This window comes from Streptomyces dryopteridis (assembly GCF_049606955.1).
GTDB lineage: Bacteria > Actinomycetota > Actinomycetes > Streptomycetales > Streptomycetaceae > Streptomyces.
Window position 1 is genome coordinate 2,400,150 of record NZ_CP187113.1, and the last position, 23,211, is coordinate 2,423,360.

Genomic DNA, 23,211 nt, shown 5'->3' on the forward strand with positions numbered 1-23,211 from the left:
CGCGGGCCGCACCGGCCGCACGCCCGAGGCAGCCTCGCCCCCGGGTGGCACCACCTCGCCGGCGGGGTCCGATCGCCCCCGCCCGGCCCGGCGCCACCCCCGACACGTCCGCCGTTCCGACCCGAGCCGACGGACGCGTCCCTCCCCGTGGTCGGCGGTACACCCCACCGCCGGCCACGGGCACGACCCGCCCGCGCCGTCAGGCGCCCGAGGAACGGGTCCCGGTGCCCTTCGCGGCGTCCAGCGCGTACACGCACCGGTCCTTGCTGCAGGCGTAGACGACCCCGCCCTCGGCCACCGGGGCCCCGGTGATCTCACCGCCGGTCGCCAGCTTCCAGCGCAGTTGGCCGCCGGCCGCGTCCAGGGTGTACAGGCAGTGGTCGGCGGAGCCGAAGTGCACGCGGCCGTCGGCCACCACGGGGGCCCCGGTGATCTCGCCGCCCGCCGGGAACCGCCACTTCGGGGTGCCCGTCACGGCGTCCAGCGTGTAGAGGGCGCTGCCCGCGCCCAGGTGCACGCTGCCGGCCGAGATCAGCACCGGGTCCACGGCCTGCCGCTGCTCGGTCGCGATCCGCCAGCGGTCCTTGCCGGTGGTCGCGTCCAGCGCGTACACGGTGCCGAGGTAGTCCACGAGGTACACGCCGCCGCCGGTGACGGCCGGGCCGGGCGCGAACGCGGGCGGGGCCAGGAACAGCGCGGGGGCCTCGAAGTGCCAGCGGACCCGGCCCGAGGCCCGGTCGACCGAGAGCACCCGGGTGCCGGCGCTCACGTACACGTTGCCGTCCGGGGCCGGCGCCACCCTGATCGGGACGTTTCCGCACGCCGCCGCGTCGCCGATCGGGTAGGACCACGCCTCCACGCCGCTGCGCGCGTCCAGGGCCCGCAGCCGGGCGTCCTGCCACACGTAGACGAGGCCGTCGTGGAGCACGGGGGCCGCGTCGGTGGTCTCGAAGTCGGTCTGGGCGCCGCCGGTCTCCCACAGGCGCTGTCCGGTGGACGCCTCCCAGCCCTGCACGCCGCCGCCCCGGGTCGCGGTGACGACGGTGCCGCGCTCGGCGCGCAGCGCGTACACCCACGCGTCGGAGGCCAGCCGCCACAGCTCGCTGCCGTCGGAGGCGTCGAGGGCGTAGACGGAGGGGCCGTCGGAGGCGTGGATGCGGCCGTCGGCCACGGCCATCGCCCAGGCCACGTCACGGGTCTTGAACTGGCGCCGGCCGCTGGCCACGTCCAGGGCGTGCACCTCGAAGGAGGTGACGTACAGCAGGTCCCCGGCGACCGTGGGGGTGCCCCACACGTCGTTCGACATGCGGAAGCGCCAAGGGCGCCAGCGGCCGCCGTCGGGGCCGGTGGTCTGGGAGGTCGCGCCGGTGCCGCCGTGGGGGCGGGGCAGCAGACCGGATTCGGCGTGCCCGGGGGCGGGGCGGCCGTCGGGCGGCCGGATCCAGCCGGTGGCCGCGTCGGAGGCGGCCGGGGCGGCGTGCGCGGGGCGGGCGCCGGCGGCGGTCCCGGCGCGCGGGCCGGGACCGATGGGGACGGGTGAGGAGCCGAGCCGGACCGGGTCGCTGCCCGCGGGGCCCGGCGGGGCGTGCGGCGGGTGCGCGGGCGGCGGGGGCACGGCCTGGCCGGTGCGCGGGTCGGCCCACGGGTCGCCGCCGCGCGGGGCGCGCTCGCCGGCGGGCGGGCCGGCCTGGTGCGGGGGCCTGCGGTGGGTGGCGGGGCCGGAGGGCTGTCCGCCGGCTCCGGGCGGGCCGCCCACTCCGGTGGCGCCGGCGGCGGGCCGCAGGCCGGCGCGGCGGGCCTCGATCATGGCGACGGCGCGGCCGGGGAGCCAGGCGGAGGCGGTGCCGGAGTCGTCGCCGGCGGCGAAGAGGTGCGGGGCGAGCTGGGCCTGGAGGTCGGCGGGGGTGGGGCGCAGGGTCGCGTCCATCTGCATGCAGGACTCGATGAGCGGCCGGAGTTCCTCGGGCAGGCCCTCCAGGTTGGGGCCCTCGCGCAGCAGCATGAACACCGTCTCGACCGGGTTGGCCCCGTGGTACGGGGGGTGGCCGGTGGCGGCGAAGACGAGGGTGGAGCCCAGCGAGAACACGTCGGAGGCGCCCTTGACGCTGCGCGAGTCCTTGGCCTGCTCGGGCGACATGTAGGCGGGGGTGCCGACGGCGACGTTCGTCATGGTCAGGCGGGTGTTGGAGACGCCGCTGGCGATGCCGAAGTCGATGACCCGGGGGCCGTCCTCGACGACGAGCACGTTCGAGGGCTTGAGGTCGCGGTGGACCAGTCCGGCGCCGTGGATGGACTGGAGGGCCTCGGCGATGCCGGCGGCCAGCCAGCGCACGGCCTGCGCGGGCATCGGCCCGCACTCGTTGACGATCTCCTCCAGGGAGGGCGCGGGCACGTAGGCCGTGGCCAGCCACGGCACGGCGGCCCGCGGGTCGGCGTCCACGACGGCCGCCGTGTAGAACCCGGAGACGGCGCGCGCGGCCTCCACCTCGCGGGTGAACCGGACGCGGAAGAGCTGGTCCTCGGCGAGTTCGGTGCGCACCGTCTTGATCGCGACCCGTCGGCCGGACGCCGATCGCGCGAGATAGACCAGCCCCATGCCGCCGGCTCCGAGCCGGCCCAGCACCTCGAAGGGGCCGATCCGTCTCGGGTCGTGCTGCGTCAGCTGCTCCACCACTCGCCTACACCTCCCCGTACGGACCCTCATGCAGCGCCGGACCCCGGGCGCCGCCCGGGGTCGCGCATCCCCCCGATTCTGTCAGGCCCGGGGCGACTGTGGCCCCTCCGGCTCCACCCGCTCCATCGGCTGTGTGACCTCGCCCCATTCCGCGTCGGCCCTCGCGGGCGGGAACGGGGCGGGGGCGAACGTGATGTCCGGCTCCGCGAGGAGGGCGAAGGACGCCCCCTGATTGTCCGTGACGACGGCGACGCGTCCATAGGGCGTGTCGAAGGGGTCGGCGGTGATCCGGCCGCCGAGTCGGCGGACCTCGGCGGCGGAGGCGTCGCAGTCGGCGACGCAGAAGTAGACGAGGAAGTGGGCGGGGAGCATCTCGGGGAAGGCCCCGGTGATGGGGGTGCGGCCCAGGACGGCCGTCTCGGGTCCGGGGGCGGTGCCGGCCGGGGACCAGACCCGGTAGTCGGTGCCGGCGTCGTCCTCGTCCCGGGCCACGTAGCCGAAGACCTCGGCGTAGAAGGGGTCGACGGCTTCGCGGTGGCGGGTGTACAGCTCGGCCCAGCAGTAGCTGCCGGGGCGGTCGACCAGGGCGAAGCCGTGGTGGGTGCCGGGTTGCCACAGGCCGAAGACGGCGCCGCCGGGGTCGGCGGCCATGGCGGCGGTGCCCTGGGGTCCGAGCGGGAGCGGGTTGGTGACGAGGCTGCCGCCGGCGGCGAGGATGCGGCGGGCGGCGGCGTGCACGTCGTGGGTGTAGAGGTAGACGCCCCACACGGTGGGCATGCGGCCGTCGGGCTTGGGGGCGAGGGCCGCGACGTTGCGTCCGTCGAGGTATGCCTGGGTGTAGTGGCCGTACTCGGGGCCGGCGGGGGGTCCGAAGGTCCACCCGAACAGCTCACCGTAGAAGCGCTTGCCCGCCTCGAGGTCGGGCAGCGAGGCGTCCACCCAGCAGGGGGTGCCCTCGGTGAATGCGGCCATGGACCGTGTCCCTCCGGTGCGGTGGTACGGGCGGGCCGCCCGGCTGGGGTGCGGCACGTGGCGGTCACGGCGGTCGGCCCGTGCGTCACGTTCGCCTCTGACGGCACGACCGGCGCACGGGTCGCTTCCGTACCCGCTCCTCCATCCTCGGACCGGATCGCGCGCTCGGCCCGTCGGCGCGACCGTTCGGAGGACCCCCGTGCCGTCCGCCGCCGTCCCCTGTCCGCCGGCCGTCCGGCTCCGGTCGGCAGGCGCGCCGGGGCCCGTGCGCGGCGCTCGCGCGGGCCGTCCGAAAGCCACCGCTCGCCCCGCTTCCGGGGCACGGCCGCGCAGGTCGGAGGTGGGACAACCCCATTTGCACGCGGCCGAATCGCGCCCGGACACCCCCTCGGTAAGCTGACGGCATGACAGGACAAGTACGCACCGTTGACGGCCGCGTGGCGGGCCGGCGCGGCCAGGCAACGCGGCAGAAGTTGCTCGATTGCCTCGGCGAGATGTTGAGCTCCTCGCCGTACCGCGACGTCAAGGTCATCGACGTCGCCCGCAAGGCCGGCACGTCGCCCGCGACCTTCTACCAGTACTTCCCGGACGTCGAGGGCGCCGTCCTGGAGATCGCCGAGGACATGGCGGGCGCGGGCGCGCAGTTGACCGCGCTGGTGGAGGGACGGACCTGGGTCGGGAAGTCGGCGTGGGCCGCGGCCGAGGAACTCGTGGAGGGCTTCCTCGACTTCTGGCGCAAGCACGACGCGATCCTCCGGGTCGTGGACCTCGGGGCCGCCGAGGGCGACAAGCGGTTCTACAAGATCCGCATGAAGGTCCTCAACGCGGTCACCAACTCCCTGACGGAGTCGGTGAAGGAGCTCCAGGCCAAGGGCAAGGTCGACAAGGACGTGAGCGCGGCCGCGGTGGCCGGTTCGCTGGTCGCGATGCTCGCGGCGGTCGCCTCGCACCAGAAGGGGTTCCAGACCTGGGGCGTGAAGCAGGCCGAGCTGAAGCCGAACCTCGCGCTCCTGGTCCACTTGGGCATCACCGGCAAGAAGCCGACGAAGTAGCCGGCGGACCCGCGTACCGGGTCCGCCGCCGCCCGTTCCCCCGGGCCGGCACCGCGCCGCTGTCCGGCCTCAGCCCGTCGTCTCCCCCGCGACGCGCTCCAACCGGAACAGCCTGATCTGCCGGTCGATACGCGCCTGATAGGTCGCGTACGGCGGCCAGAACCGCAGTGCCGCACCCCACACGGCCTCGCGTTCCTCCCCTTCCAGCAACCGGGCCCGCACCGTGTATTCCCGTCCCTCCCAACTGACTTTCGCGTCGGGGTTCTTCAGGAGGTTCGCGGTCCAGGCCGGATGTCCGGGGCGTCCGAAGTTCGATCCGATGAGGACCCACGTCGTGCCGCCGTCCTCCGGCATGCAGGCCAGCGGCGTGGTCCTCGGCTCCCCCGTTCGGGCGCCGCGCGCGGTCAGGACCAGTCCCGGCAGCATGCGGGCGCTGAGCATCACCCTGCCCTTGGTGAGGCGGTGCACGGTCTTGTCCATCAACGGGATGACGTGCGGCGCGATCCGCGCGAACAGGCGCGTGGACGAGATCCTCTGGACCAGTGCGACTCCGGGGGGCATCAGACCCGCCCTCCTTCCGTGTCGACCCGCACGGCGGCGGCCGGGGCCGCGGCCGGCGCGAAGAGTCCGGCCCGGTCGGCGGCGTGGGCGCGCAGCCGGTGCACGGGCCCGAACAGCAGCTCGTCGGCGGCGGCCCGCTTGAAGTACAGGTGGACCTCGTGCTCCCAGGTGAAGCCGATGCCGCCGTGCAACTGGATCGCCTCGGCCGACGCCACCCGCAGCGCCTCCAGGGCCTGGGCCAGCGCGAGCCCGCCCTGTTCGGGGTCCCAGGCCGCGTAGTAGGCGGCGGACCGGGCCGCCTGCACCTGCACGTACACGTCGGCCAGGCGGTGCTTGACGGCCTGGAAGGAGCCGATGGGGCGGCCGAACTGTTCGCGCTGCGCGACGTACTCCACCGTCCGTTCCAGGGCCCGGTCGGCCGCGCCGACGGCCTCGGCGGCGAGGGAGGCGGCCAGGGTCCGGCCGGTGGCGGCCAGGGCGCGCGGCACCGCGCCCTCCGGGTCCTCGGGGTCGTCCCCGAGGAGTTCGGCGGCCACGTCGCGCAGTTGCACGCGGCCCTGCGGGCGGGTCTCGTCCAGGGTGGTCTGTCGGGTCCGGGTCAGCCCCGGGGCCTCGGCCCGCACCAGGAAGAGCAGGGCGCGGCCGCGGGCGAAGCCGCCGACCCGGGCGGCCACGAGGAGCAGTCCGGCGCTGTGCCCGTCGAGGACCTGCCCGGCCTCCCCGTACAGGCGCCAGCCGCCCGCCCCGTCCGGGCGGGCCTGCACGCCGCCGGCGCGACCGCCGCCGGCCCAGTCGCCGCCCGCGTTGGGGCCGGTGAGCCCGAGGGCCCCGGCCAGGGCGGGTCCCGCGACGGCGAGGGCCGCGGTGAGCGTGCCGGAGGCGAGCCGCGGCAGCAGCTCGGAGCGCTGGGCCCGCGTGCCGAGGGCTTCGATCAGGGGGATCGCGAGTCCGGCGGTGGCGGTCAGGGGCGAGGGCAGCAGGGCGCGGCCTGTCTCCTCGCAGGCCAGGGCCAGCTCGGCGGGGCCGCAGCCGACGCCTCCGTACTCCTCGGGCACGGCGAGGCCGGGCAGGCCGAGCCGTCCGGCGAGGGTGTGCCACAGCTCGCGGTCGTGCCCCTCCTCGGTGCGCACGGCGGCCTTGACCTCGTCCGGACCACAGCGTTTGCCCAGGATCTCGCGCAGGGTGCGGCGTATCTCGTCCTGCTCCGCGGTGAAGGCGGCGTCCATCGGCGGGCTCCTCCCCGTATCTGACGGGTCGTCATATTAGAGCGGGGCGATGCCGAAACACAGGGTGCCGACGGGCGGGTCATCTGATGTACCGTCAGATATCTTGCCGGCAGCACCTCGTGAACGACCCCCTTCGGAGGAGGAACGCGAATGCGCAAGGTCGCGGTGGCGGGCGTCGCCCTCTCGGACTGCGGACGGGTGGACGGCCCCACCCCCTTCGCCCTGCACGCCCAGGCCGCCCGCCGCGCCCTCGCCGACTCGGGACTGGACCGCTCGGTCGTCGACGGATTCGCCTCCGCGGGCCTCGGCGTGCTGGCCCCCGTGGAGGTCGCCGAGTACCTGGGCCTGCGCCCCACCTGGGTCGACTCCACCAGCGTGGGCGGCGCCACCTGGGAGGTGATGGCCGCGCACGCCGTCGACGCGATCGCCGCCGGGCACGCCAAGGCCGTCCTGCTCGTCTACGGATCCACGGCCCGCGCCGACATCAAGGCCCGCCGCCGCACCGCCAACCTGTCCTTCGGCGCCCGCGGCCCGGCCCAGTTCGAGGTGCCCTACGGCCACACCCTGATCGCCAAGTACGCCATGGCCGCCCGGCGCCACATGCACGAGTACGGCACCACGGCCGAGCAGCTGGCCCAGATCGCCGTCCAGGCGCGCGCGAACGCCGCGACCAACCCCGACGCCATGTTCCGCGATCCCCTGAGCGTCGACGACGTCCTCGGCGCGGAGATGATCGCCGACCCGTTCACCAAACTGCACTGCTGCATCCGCTCCGACGGCGGCTGCGCGGTCCTCCTGGTCTCCGAGGAACTGGCCCGCGACCTGGCCAAACCCCCGGTGTGGGTGCTGGGCTCCGGGTCGGCGATCTCCCACACCACCATGTCCGAATGGGAGGACTTCACGGTCTCCCCCGCCGCCGTCTCCGGCCGCATCGCCTTCGAACGCGCCGGGGTCCGCCCCGACGAGATCGACATCGCGCAGATCTACGACGCCTTCACCTACATGACCCTGGTGACCCTGGAGGACCTGGGCTTCTGCGCCAAGGGCGAGGGCGGGGCCTTCGTGGAGAAGGGCAGGCTGCTGCGTGACGGCGAACTGCCCGTGAACACCGACGGCGGCGGACTCTCGGCCTGCCACCCGGGCATGCGCGGGCTGTTCCTGCTCGTGGAGGCGGTCCGCCAACTGCGCGGCGAGGCCGGGGAGGGCCAGGTCACCCGCGCGGACGGCAGCCTGCCCGCCCTCGCCGTGGCCTCGGCCACCGGGGGCTGGTTCTGCTCCTCCGCCACCACGGTCCTCGCCCGGGAATAGCCCGCGCGCCGGTCGGGGGCCGCGCCGGACGCGGCCGTGCTGTTCCATGGGGCCATGACCGGTACCGAGGACTTCCGCACCACCCTGCACGCGCTCCGGGTCTGGGACACCGAGCTCCCGTCCTTCGACCCGGACGCCGCGCCCGACGAACCCCTGGCCCTGTTCCGCACCTGGTTCACGCACGCCGCCGGCGCCGGACAGCCCGAGCCCCACACCATGTCCCTGGCCACCGTCGACGCCGAGGGACGGCCGGACGTGCGCACCCTGATGCTCCACGACGTGGACGAGGCCGGCTGGCACTTCGCCTCCCACCGGGGCAGCGCCAAGGGCCGGCAGCTCGCGGCCCGGCCCGAGGCGGCCCTGGGCTTCTACTGGCCGAGCGTGGGACGCCAGGTCCGGATCCGCGGCACGGTGCACGCGGCCGACCCGGCCATCAGCCGCGCCGACCTCGCCGCGCGGACCCGCGGGGCCCTCGCCGCCGCCCTCACCGGCCGGCAGAGCGAGCCGCTGGGCTCCCTCGACGAACTGCGGCGCGCCTCGGAGGCGGCCTGGGAACGCGCCGGAGCGGAACCGGACGCCCCGGCTCCGACCTGGGTCCGCTACCACTTGGCGCCGACGGCGGTGGAGTTCTTCCAGGGCGACCCCACCCGACGCCACGTGCGACTCCGCTACGAGCGCCCCACCGCCACCGACCCCGCCTGGACCCGCACCCTGCTGTGGCCGTAGTCCCGGAGCACGGCGGACCGGGCCTGCGGGGCGGGGCGGTGGCTCAGTCGCGTCCGGCGGGCCTGAACACCGGCACCCGCACCCCTTCCGCGATCTCCCGGAACGCGACCTCCAGCGGCATGCCCACCACCAGGTCGGCGGCCTCGCAGTCCACGACCTCGGTCATCATCCGCGGCCCTTCCACGAGGTCCACCACGGCCGCCGTGTAGGGCACGCGGGTGCCGAAGGGCGGCAGGTCGTTGCGGTGGATCACGGACCACGTGTACAGCTCGGCCCGTCCCGACGCGGGTCGCCAGGCGACCTTCTCGCCGTCCGCCCAGCAGAAGGGGCAGAACTCGCGCGGGTAGTGGTGGGACCGTCCGCAGGCCACGCAGTGCCGCACCAGCAACCGCTCCTGCGCGCACGCCTCCCACCAGGTCCGGGTGAAGTCGTCGATGTCGGGCAGGTCGTAGCGGGGGCCGGAGGGGGAGGCGCTCACAGGAAGAGTCCAATCGCCGCGTCGAGTGACCAGACCTGCCAGCTCATGGCGAGGAGGGCGACGAGCGAGACGAGTGCCATCATCGCGTTCTGCCCCTGCTCGGCCCAGTCGTGGATCATCAGCACGAGGTACAGCAGGTTGAGCAGGAGCCCTCCGACGAGGGCCACGGGGGTCAGGAATCCGAGGACCAGCCCCAGCCCGAGGGCCAGCTCCGCGTACACGACCACGTAGGCCATCAGCTTGGGCCGGGGCCGCACGACGCTCGCGAAGCCCTTCCGCACGAAGCCCCACCTGTGCTTGCCGGCCACGTCGGCGGCCCAGGCGATGCCGGTGCCGCGCTCGAACCAGCCCTTCTTGTCCTTGTGGCGCCAGCTCTCCAGCCACCACAGCCCGAGGCCGATCCGGAGCACGGCGACCCACTCGGCGCCGGTGAGCCAGACACTCTGCATCCGCCGCTCCCCTCTCCTCCACGCTGATCTGACGGTACGTCAGTTCAGCGGATCCACCCCCTCCCCCGCAAGACCCCGAACCCCACCCCTCTCCCGCGACCACCGGCCGGGCCCGGCGACCCCGGCCGCGCGTGATCGATCCGCAACCCTTTTCCTCGTTGACCGAGACACATCAAGTCGCTTCTGTCGATACGCTCACCCCTCATGGCCGACCTCGCCCTGAGCACCCAGCCGTACCCCGTCTACGTCATCGGCGCCGGACCGGGCGGACTCGCGGTCGCGGCCTGCCTGCGCCGACGCGGGGTGCGCGCCGTGGTCGTCGAACGCGGCGAGGCCGTCGGCACCTCCTGGCGCGGCCACTACGACCGGCTGCGCCTGCACACCACCCGGCGGCTCTCCGGCCTGCCCGGCCTGCCCATCCCGCGCGCCTCGGGCCGCTGGCCGGCCCGCGACGACTTCGTCCGCTACCTGGAGCGCTACGCCGAGCACCACGAACTGGAGATCGTCACGGGCGTGGACACGACCCGCGTCGACCACGCCCCCGAGACCCTGAACGGACCCCGGTGGCTGCTGCGCGGCACCGGCGGACGCGTGCTCGCGGCCCGGTCCGTCGTCGTCGCCACCGGCTACAACCACACCCCCCACACGCCCGACTGGCCCGGCCTCGACACGTTCACGGGCGAACTGACGCACGCCCGCGACTACCGCGAGCGGGGCCCATGGGCCGGCCGCGACGTGCTCGTCGTCGGCGTCGGCAACACGGGGGCCGAGATAGCCGCCGACCTGGCCGACCCCCACCCCCCGACACCCGGCGGCCGGACGCGGACCCGGGGCGCCGCGACCACCGCGCCCCCGCCGGCGGCGCGGGTCCGGCTCGCCGTGCGCACCGCCCCGCACATCCTGCGCCGCTCCACCCTCGGCTGGCCCTCGCAGCGCACGGGCATCCTGGTGCGCCGACTGCCGGTCCCCCTGGTGGACCGGATGGGCCGCGCGCTGGCCCGGGTCGCCGTCCCGGACCTGACCCCCTTCGGCCTCCCGCGACCGGACGGCGGCCTGTACAGCCGGGTCCTGGACGGGGCGATCCCCGTGCAGGACGCGGGCCTGATCGCCGCCGTGCGGGCCGGTCGGGTGGAGCCCGTCGCCGCCGTGACCGGCTTCGACGGCCCGCACGCTCTCCTCGCCGACGGCTCGCGCGTCACCCCCGAGGCCGTGATCGCGGCCACCGGCTACCGGCGCGGCCTGGAACCCCTGGTCGGACACCTGCACGGCGTCCTGGACGGGCACGGGCTGCCCACCGCCCACGGCCCGGACTCCCCGGCGGGCAACCCCGGCCTGCACTTCACCGGTCTGGCCACTCCCCCCATCAGCGGCTCCCTGCGCGAACTGGCCCTGGAGGCGGAGCGCACGGCCCGGGCGCTGGCCGGCTGATCCCCGGGGGCCCTTCACCGAGCCTCCCCACCCCCACCCAGGTTTCCCCGTGCAGCAGTGTTCCTGACGGCGCGTCAGTTGCGTAATCTGACAGAACGTCAGTTGTCGAGCAGGGAGCGGGCGGAACGATGCTTGGATCTACTCACGGCACCCTCACCACTCACTTCCGCGCGCGGGTCGAAGCCTGTGGCGAGACCCCCCGCGAGGCCGTCCACTCGACGGCGCCGCTCTCCGACGACGAGGCCGCGCAGGCGGTCGACGTCAGCGGACGGTCCCTGCACGCCGACGTTCCCGACCTGGACCGATTCTTCCGCCCCGAGTCCCTCGCCGTCATCGGGGCCTCCGACGCCGAGGGCCGCCCCAACACGGGCATCACCCGCCAGCTGATCGCCTGGGCCGAGCGGGTCGGCGCCCGCGTCCACCCCGTGCACCCCTCCCGGACCTCGGTCTTCGGCCTTCCGTGCGTGCCCTCCGTGGCCGATCTGCCCGAGACGGTGGACCTCGCGGTGCTGCTCGTCGCCGACCCGCTGCCCGTCATCGAGGAGCTGGCCGAGGCCAAGGTCCGGTTCGCCGTGGCCTTCGCCTCCGGGTTCGCGGAGACCGGCGACGAGGGGGCCGCCGCCCAGGAGCGGCTCGCCGCCGCCGTTCGGGGCTCGGGCCTGCGCCTGCTCGGCCCCAACACGAACCTGAACGCCTTCGAACGCTTCCGTGAGGACCTCGACGGCCCCGCGATCGCCCTCATCACCCAGTCCGGGCACCAGGGCCGCCCGCTGCACTCCCTCCAAGAGCTCGGCATCCGCCTGTCCCACTGGGCCCCGACCGGCAACGAGGCCGACCTGGAGATCGCGGACTTCATCTCCTACTTCGCCACCCGCCCCGAGGTGGGGGCCATCGCCTGCTACGTCGAGGGGCTCAAGGACGGCCGCTCGTTCCTCCTGGCCGCCGACCGGGCCGCCCGCAACGGGGTGCCGGTGGTCGCGGTGAAGGTGGGGCGCACGGAGGCCGGAGCCCGGATGGCGGCCTCCCACACCGGCAAGCTGACCGGCGCGGACACCGTGGTCGACGCCGCCATGCGCCAGTTCGGTGTGATCCGCGTCAACGGGCTCGACGAGCTCCAGGACACCGCCGCCCTCCTCGCCCGGGCCCGCAAGCCGGTGGCCGACGGGGTCGTCGTGTACTCGATCTCCGGCGGGACCGGAGCGCACTTCTCCGACCTCGCCACCGCCGCCGGGCTGCGCCTGCCGAGCCTCTCCCGGGCCAAGCAGGACGAGCTGCACCAGTGGATCCCGGACTACCTGAACGTCGCCAACCCCGTGGACAACGGCGGGCACCCGGTCGGCGACTGGCGCGGCCGGAAGATCATCGACGCGATCCTGGCCGATCCCGAGGTCGGCGTGCTCATCTGTCCGATCACCGGCCCGTTCCCTCCCATGAGCGACAAGCTCGCCCAGGACCTCGTGGACGCCGCGGAGACCACCGACAAGCTGATCTGCGTCGTGTGGGGCTCCCCCGTGGGCACCGAGACCGCCTACCGCGAGACCCTGCTCGGATCCTCGCGCGTCGCGACCTTCCGCACCTTCGGCAACTGCATCACCGCCGTCCGCGCCCACCTGGAACACCACCGGTTCACCGCCTCCTACCGGTCGCCGTTCGAGGACGCCCCGCGCGTGCCCTCGCCCTCGTACCGCAAGGCCAAGATGCTGATGCGGCCCGGCCAGCAGCTCAGCGAGCACGCCGCCAAGCAGCTCCTGCGCGCCTACGGGATCCGGGTCCCCCGCGAACAGCTGGTGACGAGCGCCGCCGCCGCCGTGCGCGCGGCGGGTCTGGTCGGCTACCCCGTCGTCATGAAGGCCAGCGGCCCCCAGCTCGCCCACAAGACCGAACTCGGGCTGGTCAAGGTCGGGCTGACCTCGGCCAGTCAGATCCGCGACGCCTACCGGGACCTCACGGACATCGCCCGCTACGAGAACGTGCCGCTGGACGGGATCCTCGTCTGCCAGATGGTCGAGCGCGGGGTGGAGATGGTGGTGGGCGTCAGCCCGGACCCGCTGTTCGGGCCCACCGTCACGGTCGGCCTGGGCGGGGTGCTGGTGGAGGTGCTGCGGGACGCCGCCGTGCGCGTGCCCCCCTTCGGCGAGGACCAGGCCAGGGCCATGCTCACCGAGTTGCGCGGGCACGCCCTGCTGGAGGGGGTGCGCGGCGCGCCGCCGGCCGACGTGGACGCGCTGGTCGAGGTGGTCCTGCGGGTCCAGCGGATGGCCCTGGAGCTGGGGGACGACCTCTCCGAACTGGACATCAACCCCCTCATGGTGCTGCCCCGCGGGCAGGGCGCCGTCGCCCTGGACGCGCTCGCGGTCTGCCACTGAGTCGCCGAAACCCGCCCGGAAGGAAGCCTCCGTGCCCGATCTGTCCGAGAGCACGCCCGAGCCCGCCGCTCCCGCCGCACCGTCCACGCCGTCGGCGGCCCCGGCGTCCCCCGCCCCCGATCCGGTGACGACGGTGCTGCACCGGGTGGAGAACGCGGTCGCCTGGATCACCCTCAACCGGCCGGAGGCGATGAACGCCGTCACCCCGGCCCAGCGCGAGCGGATCATCTCCCTGCTGGAGTCGGCGTCCGCGGACCCGACGATCCGCGCCGTGGTCCTGACGGCGGTCGGGCGCGGGTTCTGCGCGGGCGCGGACCTCAGCGGCGGCGCGGCGGCCGGCGACCGGGTGGCCGGGGACGTGACGCGGCTGATCCGGGCCGGCGCCCAGCGCCTGATCACGGCCGTCCTCGACTGCGAGAAGCCGGTGATCGCGGCGGTCAACGGAACGGCGGCGGGGATCGGCTCGCACCTCGCGCTCGCCTGTGACCTGGTGCTGGCCGCCGAGTCGGCCCGGTTCATCGAGGTGTTCGTGCGTCGAGGGCTGGTCCCGGACGGCGGCGGGGCGTATCTGCTGCCCCGGTTGGTCGGTCCCCGCAAGGCGAAGGAGCTGATGTTCTTCGGGGACGCGCTGTCGGCGCCGGAGGCGGCGGGGCTCGGGCTGGTGAACCGGGTGGTGCCCGACGCGGAGTTGGCGGAGCTGGCCCGCGCGTGGGCCGAGCGCCTGGCCCAGGGGCCGACGCGGGCCCTGGCGATGACCAAGCAGTTGGTGAACGCCTCGCTCGACACGGACCGGGCGACGGCCCTGGCGGCGGAGGCCGCGGCGCAGGAGATCAACATGACCACGGCGGACGCCGTGGAGGGCGTGAGCAGCTTCGTGGAGCGACGGGCCGCGAAGTTCCGGGGGGTGTGACCCCCGCCCCGGTCCCGGTCCCGGCGGCGGACGGCGCCGGGACCGGAGACGGAGCCGGGTCCGCGGGTCCCCGGCCCGGTGTTCCGGGCCGGAGCCCGCCCCGGCGGCCTTCCGCGTGCTCGCACCCCCGCCATGTCCCCGCCCCGTTCCCCGTGTCGCGCCGGCCCTCAAACGACCGGCTCCCCGCACACCAGGATCCGAGCCCCGACCCGCGTTCGCCAGACCGTTCGACCCGATTCACACAGACGAGCGAAGAACCCTCGGGTGTTGACTCACCCGGCCCGGCGCGGCTCCGGCCGCAGCACCGCGAACACCGCCCCCGCCGGGTCCGCCAGCCACGCGATCCGTCCCACCTCGGGCACGTCGGCCGGTTCCATCAGCACGCTCCCGCCGGCCTCCCGCACCCGGCTCGCCGCCGCGTCCGCGTCCGCCGTGCAGAAGTAGGGCACCCACCGCGCGCGCCCGCCGCTCTCGGCACCGCCCTCCTCGGCGCTCTCGGGCCCGAGCGGGGCGACTCCGCCGAAGGACGCGTCCTCGATGTCGCCCTCGGCGACGCTCAACACCCGGTACGTCATCCCGGGCACCTCCATGACCTGCGAGCGCCAGCCGAACAGGATCCCGTAGAACCGCAGGGCCTCCGCCGGGTCCGGCACGTGCAGCTCGACCCAGAGCAGCGTGTTCTCGGCCGACGCGAGGTCGAAGCCCCGGGTGCGGCCGGGCTGCCAGACCGCGAACTCGGCTCCCTGCGGGTCCGTGAGCTGGGCCAGCCACCCCTCGCCCATCACGTCGCCGGGCTCCATCCGCACCCGGCCGCCGCCGGCGCGCACGGCCTCGACGGTGGCCTCGATGTCATCGGTCCTGAAGTGGACGGTCCACGCGCTGCGCGCGCCCTCCTCGGTGAGGGGCCCCATCGCGGCGACGGTGCGGTCGCCGATCCGGAAGAAGCCGTAGTCGCCCGTGTTCGGGCCGGCGGAGACGAACTCCCAGCCGAACACGGCGTGGTGGAACGCGGCGGCGGCCGCGATGTCGGGGGTGCCGAGGTCGAGCCAGTTCGGTGATCCGGTGCGGAAGTCGGTGCCGAGCATGGGGTCCTCCCGGGGACGGTGGAGACACGGGGCGCGGGCGGGGCCGGCCCGGGTCGTCGCGGGCCGGGGTGCGCGGTCGGTCGTCGCGGGCGGGACACGGGCGCGGTTCCCGCGGCGCGACGGCCGACCGTCGGCCACGATGCCGAACCGGGACGGGACCCGCTCGGCGCGTCGGGCACGGCGGGCCGGACGGTCCACTCGTACGGCGGAGGCGGGCGCGGTCCGGGCCGGTGCCGACCCTTCACATCTGACGCTCCGTCAGCTTCAATCGAGGGATGATGGGACACGCGGGGATGGCGGCCACCGTCGTCCGATACCTGAGATCAGCCGGCGCCGCCACGAGCGCCGGAGCCGAACCGGTCGACACCCACCCCCGCCCCGACCTGCGGGCGGTGGGGGCGGACGAACGGGCCCCGGTGAGCCCGGCGGAGTTCCGTTCCGTGCTCGGCAACTTCGCGAGCGGGGTGACGATCGTGACCGCGCCGGCGGCCCCCGACGAGGAGGGCGCCCCCGGCCCCGCGGGCTTCGCCTGCCAGTCCTTCGCCGCGCTCTCCCTGGACCCGCCGCTCGTCACGTTCATGGTGGCCCGCACGTCCACGACCTGGCCGCGGATCGCCCGCGCGGGAGTGTTCTGCGTCAACATCCTGGGCGAGCGGCAGGGCACCCTGTGCCGCGCCTTCGCGGTGAGCGGCGCGGACAAGTTCGCCGGGGTCACGCACAGCCCGGCGCCCGCGACCGGGTCTCCCCGGATCGACGGGGTGCCGGCCTGGATCGACTGCCGGATCCACGCCGTGCACACCGGCGGGGACCACCTGATCGTGATCGGTCGCGTGCTCGCGATGGGGGCCGCCGGGGAAGGGGACCCGCTGCTCTTCCACAAGGGCCGGTTCGGGCGTCTCGCGCCGGAGGGCGCCGGGTCCTGACCCCGGGCGCGCGGGGCCGCGAGGCGCCCTCGTTCCCGGCCCTCCTATGCGCACGACGAGCCCCTCACACACTCATTCGCTCATCTGTGTGAATCGGCCCGACGGGTCTGGTGCGCCCCGCCCCCGGCACCCGATGCTGAGGTCCTCCCCGCCCCGATCCGAGGGGCCGCCAGGGGAGCGTCCAGCCATCCGGGAGCACACGATGACGCACGCCCACACCCACATCCGGACCCACGTCCGGACCCAGGCGCCGACCACCTGTCCGGGGCGGAACGACGCGGGCCCTTCGGCCCTGAGCAGCGGGGCCGAAAGCCCGAGGGGCGCGGGGCGGGCCCGGCGTAGGTTCGACGTAAATGGACACGCCACCGCCGCCCCCGCCACGACCCGACGACCCCTTCCGCGCCCGCCGCGAGACGCGGTCCGCCGGGCGCTCCGACGAGGAGCCGCCGTCGGCCGGGCCTCGCCCCTATCCGACCTGGCGCGCCTGCTGCTGGGCCCTGCCCGGGCTCGCGACCTTCGGGATCGGTGCCTGGATCCCGTTCGTCGTGCTCGGGCGACGGGCCGCACGCCAAGGACGGACGCGCTCCGGGCACGCCTACACGATCACCGCGATCGTCTTCGCGCTGTGGGCGATCGCCTGGGTCGCCTTCTCGCCCGGTTTCGCGGACCAGAAAGCGACCTGGTGGGACCTCGTCATGGCGGGACCGTGGGTGCTGGGGTCGGGCATCGCCGTCCACTGCTTCCGACGGGACCCGTGGCTGCCCGGTCCGGGGGACCTGGCGCGCGCCCACCGCAGGGCGATGCGCCGCCGGGAGACCCTGCGCCGGCGGGCCCACGCCCTGGTGGCCCGGGATCCGGCGGCGGCCCGCGCGCTCGGCGTCGGACGGCCGGACCTGCCGAACCGGTACGCGGACGGCGGCCTGGTGGACGTCAACACCTGCCCGGCCGAGGTGCTCGTCGCCGTGGCCCGGTGGACCGCCTCGGACGCGGCGGACGTCACCGAGGCCCGGGCCCTGATCGGCCGGTTCGCGACGCCGGAGGACCTCGTGGCCCACACGTCCGTTCCGGCGGCCCGGGTGGAGGCCGTCCGCCACCTCCTCGTCTTCACCTGACCCTCGGGGGCCGGCGCGCGCGGGTCAGAAGGTGAGGACCCCCCGGGCCACCCGGCCGTGGTGGGCGTCGTCGGCGGCCGTGGCGAAGTCCTCGATCGGGTAGACCTCCGTGACCAGTTCGTCCAGGAGCAGCCGGCCCTGGCGGTACAGCTCGGCGTACAGGCCGATGTCCCGCTGGGGGCGGGAGGAGCCGTAGCGGCAGCCGAGGATGGACTTGTCGAGGTACATGGAGGAGACCTGGAACGTGGCCTCCTCCGTGAAGCCGGGCACTCCGAGGAGGACGGCCTGGCCGTGCCGGTCGAGGAGGTCGACGGCCTGCCGGATGAGCTTGACGTTGCCGACGCACTCGAAGGCGTGGTCCGCGCCGGCGGGCAGGATCTCCTTCACGGCCGCCGTCGTGTCCACCCCGGGGCCGGCGGTCACGAAGTGGGTGGCGCCGAAGAGCCGGGCCGTCTCCTCCTTGGCCGGGTTGGCGTCGACCGCGACGATGGTGGTGGCCCCCGCGATCCGGGCGCCCTGGAGGACGTTGAGACCGATGCCGCCCGTGCCGATGACGACCACCGTCTCGCCCCGGTCCACCTTGGCCCGGTTGAGGACGGCCCCGACACCGGTGAGGACCCCGCAACCGATCAGGGCGGCCGAGGTGAACGGGATCTCCCGGGGGATCCGGACCGCCTGGACGGCCTTGACCAGGGTGCGTTCCGCGAACGCCGAGTTCGAGGCGAACTGGAACACGGGCTTGCCGGCGCGGGAGAACGGCCGGTCGGGCCTGCCGATGGCCTTGCGGCACATCGTGGGCCGGCCCCGGTCGCAGTCGGCGCAGGCCCCGCAGTTGGCCAGGGTGGACAGGGCCACGTGATCGCCGGGCACTACGTGGGTCACGCCCGCCCCGACCGCCTCCACCACGCCCGCGCCCTCGTGCCCGAGCACCACCGGCGGCGGGAACGGGATGGTCCCGTCGATCACCGACAGGTCGCTGTGACAGAGCCCGGCCGCGCGGATCCCGACCAGGACCTCGCCGGGTCCCGGCTCGCGGATCTCCAGGTCGGTGACCACCTGCGGCGTCTCGCCGTCGAACACCACGCCCCTCATCGGGCCTCCCTCGGCAGGCCGAGCACCCGCTCGGCGATGATGTTGCGCTGGATCTCGTCCGAGCCGCCGTAGATGGTGTCGGCCCGGGTGAACAGGAAGAGGCGCTGGTCCTCGGTCAATCGGTACGGGTCCTCGGGGGTCCACGGGTCCGGGCCGACGCTCGCCCCGGCCCCGCGCACGGCCACGGCGAGTTCGCCGAGCCGGCGGTGCCAGCCGCCCCAGAGGAGTTTGGCGACGCTGGGGGCGCCGGGGTCCGCGGCCGTCGGCGTCCTCCCGGCCCCGTTCGACCCCGCGCCGCCCGACGCGCCTGTCGCGCCGCTCGTGCCCAGGGTCCGCAGGGCGTTCCAGCGCATGGTGCGCAGTTCGGCCCACTGGCGCACGAGCCGGTCCCGCAGCACGGGGTCGTCGACGGTGGGCGAGTCGGGGGCCAGGTGGGCGGCGAGGACCCGTTCCAGTTCGGCCGCGAAACCGATCTGCTGGACGAGGGTGGACACCCCGCGTTCCAGGGCGAGCAGGCTCATGGCGACGTTCCAGCCCTCGCCCTCGCCCCCGACGAGCTCCTCGGCGACGGCGCCGTCGAGGAACACCTCGTTGAACTCGCTGGTGCCCGAGAGCTGCCGGATGGGGCGCACCTCCACCCGGCCGGGCTGGTCCATCGGCATCAGCAGGAAGGACAGGCCCCGGTGCCGGCGGGAGCCGGCCTCGGTGCGCGCGAGGACGAAGCACCAGTCCGCGTCGAGGGCCAGGGAGGTCCAGATCTTCTGGCCGGTGATCCGCCAACGGTCCCGGCCGGGACCGAGGTGTTCGCGGACGGCCGCGGTGCGGATGCCGGCGAGGTCGGAGCCGGCGCCGGGCTCGCTGTAGCCCTGGCACCACAGTTCCTCGCCCCGGGCGATGGCGGGCAGGAAACGGGCGCGCTGTTCGGGGGTGCCGTGGGCGAGGAGGGTGGGGGCGAGGAGGTTCTCGCCGATGTGTCCGAGCCGGCCGGGGGCGCGGGCGCCCGCGTACTCCTCCGCCCACACGACCTGCTGGGTGAGGGAGGCGTGCCGCTGACCGTACGCGCCGGTGCCCGCCTCCCAGCCGAGGCCGATCCAGCCGCCCCGGCCGAGTTCGCGTTCCCAGGCGCGTCGGACGTCGACGGCCTCGTGCTCGCTGCCCGGGCCGCCGAGGCCGGCCCCGCTCGCGTAGGGCCCGGCGGGTCCCATGCGTTCCGTCAACCAGGCCCGTGCCCGGGCCCGGAAGCCCTCGTCGGCCGGGCCGAAACCGAAGTCCACGCCGCTTCCCCGCCTCTCCCCGCCCCGTGCGGACCGGGTCCTGTCGCGCCCTGACCCGCCGTGCCCTGACCTGCCGTGTTCCGCTCTGCCCTGTCCGCCGTGTCGCCGCGTCGCCGCGTCAGGCGTTGGGGCGGTCCTTGGCGGCGGCGGCCTTCGCCATCGCCTCCAGTTGCGCGAGCATCGGCATCGGGTCCTGGCCCACGGTGCCGGGCAGGAAGTCCGCGATCCGCTCCGGGGTCCACGGCTCCTCGGCGTAGCCGGCGCGCAGCTCGCGCGGCTGCGCCCACACGGCGATCTTGGGGCCGGCGATCGTGTAGACCTGCCCGGTGATCCGTTCGGCCGCCGCGCGCTCGGAGAGCAGGTAGGTGACCAGGGCGGCCACGTCCTCGGGCTCGCCGATCTCCTTCAGCTCCATGGGCACGTTCGCCGACATGCGGGTCCGGGCCACGGGGGCGACCGCGTTGGCCGTGACCCCGTACTTGTGCAGGCCGAGGGCGGCCGAGCGGACGAGCGAGATGATCCCGCCCTTGGCCGCCGAGTAGTTGGCCTGGGCCACCGAGCCCTGGTGGTTGCCGCTGGTGAACCCGATGAGGGTGCCCGAGCCCTGCTTGCGCATGACGGCGGAGGCGGCCCGGAAGACGGTGAAGGTGCCCTTGAGGTGGGTGGCGACCACGGGGTCCCACTCCTCCTCCGACATGTTGAAGAGCATCCGTTCGCGCAGGATGCCCGCCACGCACACCACGCCGTCGATCCGCCCGAAGGCGGCCAGGGCGGTGTCCACGACGCGCTGCCCGCCGGCCATGGTCGAGATGTCTTCGGCGACGGCGACGGCCTCGCCGCCGGCCGCCACGATCTCCTTCACGACGGACTCGGCGATCTCGCCGACCGGTTCGCCGCCCTCGATCGAGACCCCGTAGTCGTTCACGACGACCTTGGCGCCCTCGGCGGCGGCGGCGAGCGCCACGGCCCGGCCGATGCCCCGGCCGGCTCCCGTGACGGCGACGACCTTGCCTGCCAAGAAGTTCCCCACGACGGCCCCTTCCCGCGTTTTCTGACGGTCCGTTAGATTCTATGGCCGGCCGAAGCCGTGCGCACAAGACCCGGACACCCACCGATCCGCCCGAGATCCCCACGCCCCGCCCGAGGAGCCACGCCACGATGAGCCTGCCGCCCGAGTTCCACGAGATCGCCAAGCGCGTCAACAACTGGGGCCGTTGGGGCGCCGACGACGAGATCGGCACCCTGAACCTGATCACCGACGAGGTCCTGCGCGCCGCCGCCGGCGAGATCCGCTCGGGCCGTCGCGTCCCCCTGGCCCTGCCGCTGAAGGCCGACGGGGTGCAGTCCGGCATGATCCCCGGCCGGATCAACCCGCTGCACTCGATGGTGCAGATCAACCAGGAGATCTTCGGCCCCGGCACCGTGGCCTGCAGCGACGACGCCGTGACCCTGGGACTCCAGGCCGGCACCCACTGGGACGCCCTCACGCACGTCTCGCACTCCGGCCGGATCTGGAACGGGCGCCCCGCCGACACCATCACCGCCCACGGGCGGGCCGAGTACAGCGGGATCGAGAAGGCCCCGCCGATCGTCTCGCGCGGGGTGCTGCTGGACGTGGCCCGCGCCAAGGGCCTGGACCGGCTGCCCGGCGACCACGCGGTGACCCCGGAGGACCTCGCGGAGGCGGAGGAGTTCGGCCGCGTGAGCGTACGGGCCGGGGACATCGTGCTGGTTCGCACCGGCCAGGTGCGGGTGTACCTGGCCGGCGACAAGCACGGCTACGGCTACCCCTCACCCGGCCTGTCCATCCGCACTCCGGAGTGGTTCCACGCGCGGGACGTCGCGGCCGTCGCCAACGACACCCTCACCTTCGAGATCTTCCCGCCCGAGGTGGAGAACCTCTGGCTGCCCGTGCACGCCCTCGACCTGGTCGAGATGGGCATGCACCAAGGGCAGAACTGGAACCTGGAGGGCCTCTCCGAAGCCTGCGCGGACGCGGGACGGTACGCGTTCCTGCTGTCGGCGATGGCCGAGCCCTTCGTGGGCGGCACGGGCACCCCGGTGGCCCCGGTGGCCGTCCTCTGACCCGACCGGCCCGACGGCGGGCCGCCCACCACCCGCCCGCCGCCCGCCCGCGTCCCGCCCCGCTCAGGGTGTCAGCGTGTCCACGTAGCGCTTCGCCTCGACCAGCGGGGCTCCCGGATGGTCCGTGCGGACCTTGCGGACCGCCGCCACGGGCCCCGACTCCGTCAGCACGGCGCGGACCGCAGGTTCGTCCACGGCGGCCCGGAACTCCTCGAACGTGGGATACCGGGCACGGAACTCCCGCTTCCGGCGCCGGTCCACGGTCGTTCCGAAGACCGCCGCCGACGCCGCCGCCACCAGCCCGACCAGCGCCGGTCCCGCCATGTCCCCGAGCATCCCCGCCCCCTCTCGCCGGCGCGCCCCGTCGGCGCGCCCGGTGCACATCGTGCCCCGCGTCCGTCGTCCCCGCGCCCCTACCCCAGGTCGGGGCGCTGCAACGCGCGGCCCGTCACGTGCTCCGCGTACTCGATGATCCCGCGCAGCGCGGCCTCCGCCTCCGCCTCCGGCAGGGAGGCGGAGGTCCGGGGCGCGACCAGGCGGTGCCAGCGTCCGTCCACGTCGAGCAGGAAGACGCTCCGCCCGGCGCCGCCCGAACCCTCGGCGCCGGCCGCGCCGCGCCGCGCGCCCCGGCCCGCGCTCCCGCTCCCGGCCCGCTGCCGACCCGAGTCCGCGATCTTGAGGTAGCGCACCTCGTCCCAGCTCCAGGACCGCTTGTACCAACCCCAGCGCGTGATGGCCACGCCCCGACGGTGGACGCGGACGTGCCCCCGGCCGAGGAAGAGCCAGGCGCAGCCCGCGAGGAGGGCCAGCGGGAGGCAGCCGAAGCCGAAGAGGGACAGGCGCGCGTGCCCCCAGAACTCGCCCGCGCCGACCGCCGCAGCGCCGACCACGACGAACAGCGCCAACATGGGCAGCGCGCCCCGGCGTTGGAACTCGGATTCCGCGAATACGAGTTCTTCGCGCCCGCCGCGCCGCGAGCCCTTCCGGGGCGCGGACGGGGCGCCGCCCGACGCCCCGGCCACCGGCTCGGGGCCCGGGGTGTTGGGCGGGTGCGGATGGGACGACGGCGACACGGACGGGGCAGGGGACGGGGACGGGTGTGCGGACAGCGGCGGCGAGGAGGTCATGTCCCCCAGGGAACCCGTCGGCGCGAGTCGCCCGGCAGGGCCCTACGTCCCCTCCGCGTCCCCCCGCGCCGCCCCCGCGTTCCACCGGGCGGCCCCCACCCCCCGATCCCCCGACCCAACGCCCGCCGACCCACCACCTCGCCGACCCACCGCCTCGCCGCCCCACCGACCCAGCGCCCCGCCGGCCCCGCGTCCTGACGGTCGGCGGCGGCCCGCCGCTGCGTGCGCGCCCCGAGCGCGGCACGGCCGCGGCCACCGCCGACCACACGACCCGCACTCGTCAAGGTCGGCCCGTGCGTTGCCGGAACGGGCCAGACCCTTGGCGTCCCCTCGCGACGCGTCGTTCATCCAAGGGTGATCACC

At 74.9% G+C, this 23,211-nt stretch carries 21 protein-coding genes; 9 read left to right on the forward strand and 12 right to left on the reverse strand.

Annotation, left to right across the window (positions count from 1 at the left end; all coding sequences use genetic code 11):
* Window positions 1-199: 199 nt before the first annotated feature.
* Entirely contained in the window at window positions 200-2,674 is a 2,475-nt protein-coding gene (locus tag ACN20G_RS10040; RefSeq protein WP_424212395.1) for a serine/threonine-protein kinase, read from the reverse strand.
* Between the two features lie 81 nt (window positions 2,675-2,755).
* Window positions 2,756-3,646 (reverse strand): VOC family protein, encoded by an 891-nt coding sequence (locus ACN20G_RS10045; protein WP_424212396.1) that lies wholly within the window; start codon window positions 3,644-3,646, stop codon window positions 2,756-2,758.
* 404 nt (window positions 3,647-4,050) lie between these two features.
* On the opposite strand from ACN20G_RS10045, the gene ACN20G_RS10050 reads away from it, so the two are divergent.
* Entirely contained in the window at window positions 4,051-4,698 is a 648-nt protein-coding gene (locus tag ACN20G_RS10050) for a TetR family transcriptional regulator (RefSeq protein WP_424212397.1), read from the forward strand.
* 69 nt (window positions 4,699-4,767) lie between these two features.
* Here the strand turns inward: ACN20G_RS10050 and ACN20G_RS10055 are convergent, their stop codons facing one another.
* Together ACN20G_RS10055 and ACN20G_RS10060 are read right to left on the reverse strand one after the other, a co-directional pair.
* The gene (locus tag ACN20G_RS10055; RefSeq protein ID WP_424212398.1) at window positions 4,768-5,259 is read right to left on the reverse strand and encodes a nitroreductase family deazaflavin-dependent oxidoreductase; all 492 of its coding nucleotides are present in this window, start codon (window positions 5,257-5,259) and stop codon (window positions 4,768-4,770) included.
* Entirely contained in the window at window positions 5,259-6,485 is a 1,227-nt protein-coding gene (locus ACN20G_RS10060) for an acyl-CoA dehydrogenase family protein (protein ID WP_424212399.1), read from the reverse strand. The genes ACN20G_RS10055 and ACN20G_RS10060 overlap by 1 nt, the downstream gene beginning before the upstream one ends.
* A 150-nt stretch (window positions 6,486-6,635) precedes the next feature.
* Between ACN20G_RS10060 and ACN20G_RS10065 the strand changes: the two genes are divergently transcribed.
* Entirely contained in the window at window positions 6,636-7,793 is a 1,158-nt protein-coding gene (locus tag ACN20G_RS10065) for an acetyl-CoA acetyltransferase (RefSeq protein WP_424212400.1), read from the forward strand.
* Between the two features lie 54 nt (window positions 7,794-7,847).
* A complete protein-coding gene (locus tag ACN20G_RS10070) occupies window positions 7,848-8,519 on the forward strand; it encodes a pyridoxine/pyridoxamine 5'-phosphate oxidase (protein ID WP_424212401.1) in 672 nt (223 codons plus the stop codon).
* A 43-nt stretch (window positions 8,520-8,562) separates the two neighbouring features.
* Here ACN20G_RS10070 and ACN20G_RS10075 read toward each other — a convergent pair whose 3' ends face one another.
* Window positions 8,563-8,997 carry a Zn-ribbon domain-containing OB-fold protein gene (locus ACN20G_RS10075; protein ID WP_424212402.1) on the reverse strand — a complete coding sequence of 145 codons (435 nt, stop codon included), beginning with the start codon at window positions 8,995-8,997 and terminating at the stop codon, window positions 8,563-8,565.
* Window positions 8,994-9,446, reverse strand: a complete 453-nt coding sequence (locus ACN20G_RS10080) for a DoxX family membrane protein (RefSeq protein ID WP_424212403.1) — start codon at window positions 9,444-9,446, stop codon at window positions 8,994-8,996. The genes ACN20G_RS10075 and ACN20G_RS10080 overlap by 4 nt, the downstream gene beginning before the upstream one ends.
* 204 nt (window positions 9,447-9,650) lie before the next feature.
* Between ACN20G_RS10080 and ACN20G_RS10085 the strand changes: the two genes are divergently transcribed.
* The 3 genes from ACN20G_RS10085 to ACN20G_RS10095 all read left to right on the forward strand — a co-directional run bounded on the left by ACN20G_RS10085 (window position 9,651) and on the right by ACN20G_RS10095 (window position 14,150).
* Window positions 9,651-10,874 carry a flavin-containing monooxygenase gene (locus tag ACN20G_RS10085; protein WP_424212404.1) on the forward strand — a complete coding sequence of 408 codons (1,224 nt, stop codon included), beginning with the start codon at window positions 9,651-9,653 and terminating at the stop codon, window positions 10,872-10,874.
* A 128-nt stretch (window positions 10,875-11,002) separates the two neighbouring features.
* Window positions 11,003-13,240, forward strand: a complete 2,238-nt coding sequence (locus ACN20G_RS10090) for an acetate--CoA ligase family protein (RefSeq protein ID WP_424212405.1) — start codon at window positions 11,003-11,005, stop codon at window positions 13,238-13,240.
* Window positions 13,241-13,430: 190 nt separating this feature from the next.
* Entirely contained in the window at window positions 13,431-14,150 is a 720-nt protein-coding gene (locus ACN20G_RS10095) for an enoyl-CoA hydratase/isomerase family protein (RefSeq protein ID WP_424215453.1), read from the forward strand.
* A 272-nt stretch (window positions 14,151-14,422) separates the two neighbouring features.
* Here ACN20G_RS10095 and ACN20G_RS10100 read toward each other — a convergent pair whose 3' ends face one another.
* Window positions 14,423-15,235 (reverse strand): VOC family protein, encoded by an 813-nt coding sequence (locus tag ACN20G_RS10100; RefSeq protein ID WP_424212406.1) that lies wholly within the window; start codon window positions 15,233-15,235, stop codon window positions 14,423-14,425.
* Window positions 15,236-15,528: 293 nt separating this feature from the next.
* Here ACN20G_RS10100 and ACN20G_RS10105 point away from each other — a divergent pair, with 293 nt between their 5' ends.
* Together ACN20G_RS10105 and ACN20G_RS10110 are read left to right on the forward strand one after the other, a co-directional pair.
* Window positions 15,529-16,158, forward strand: a complete 630-nt coding sequence (locus ACN20G_RS10105; protein ID WP_424215454.1) for a flavin reductase family protein — start codon at window positions 15,529-15,531, stop codon at window positions 16,156-16,158.
* A gap of 353 nt (window positions 16,159-16,511) precedes the next feature.
* Entirely contained in the window at window positions 16,512-17,270 is a 759-nt protein-coding gene (locus ACN20G_RS10110) for a hypothetical protein (protein WP_424212407.1), read from the forward strand.
* Window positions 17,271-17,294: 24 nt separating this feature from the next.
* Here the strand turns inward: ACN20G_RS10110 and ACN20G_RS10115 are convergent, their stop codons facing one another.
* The 3 genes from ACN20G_RS10115 to ACN20G_RS10125 form a co-directional block, all read right to left on the reverse strand.
* Complete coding sequence (locus ACN20G_RS10115; protein ID WP_424212408.1) at window positions 17,295-18,362, reverse strand: Zn-dependent alcohol dehydrogenase; 1,068 nt, start codon at window positions 18,360-18,362, stop codon at window positions 17,295-17,297.
* Complete coding sequence (locus ACN20G_RS10120) at window positions 18,359-19,636, reverse strand: acyl-CoA dehydrogenase family protein (RefSeq protein WP_424212409.1); 1,278 nt, start codon at window positions 19,634-19,636, stop codon at window positions 18,359-18,361. Before ACN20G_RS10120 ends, ACN20G_RS10115 begins: the two co-directional genes overlap by 4 nt.
* Window positions 19,637-19,754: 118 nt before the next feature.
* Window positions 19,755-20,666: an SDR family oxidoreductase gene (locus ACN20G_RS10125; RefSeq protein WP_424212410.1), complete on the reverse strand. Its 912-nt coding sequence runs from the start codon at window positions 20,664-20,666 to the stop codon at window positions 19,755-19,757.
* Between the two features lie 128 nt (window positions 20,667-20,794).
* Between ACN20G_RS10125 and ACN20G_RS10130 the strand changes: the two genes are divergently transcribed.
* Window positions 20,795-21,721: a cyclase family protein gene (locus tag ACN20G_RS10130; RefSeq protein WP_424212411.1), complete on the forward strand. Its 927-nt coding sequence runs from the start codon at window positions 20,795-20,797 to the stop codon at window positions 21,719-21,721.
* 63 nt (window positions 21,722-21,784) lie between these two features.
* Here the strand turns inward: ACN20G_RS10130 and ACN20G_RS10135 are convergent, their stop codons facing one another.
* Entirely contained in the window at window positions 21,785-22,045 is a 261-nt protein-coding gene (locus ACN20G_RS10135; protein ID WP_424212412.1) for a hypothetical protein, read from the reverse strand.
* 89 nt (window positions 22,046-22,134) lie between these two features.
* Window positions 22,135-22,794, reverse strand: coding sequence for a hypothetical protein (locus ACN20G_RS10140; RefSeq protein WP_424212413.1), 660 nt, complete (start codon window positions 22,792-22,794; stop codon window positions 22,135-22,137).
* Window positions 22,795-23,211 lie beyond the last annotated feature (417 nt).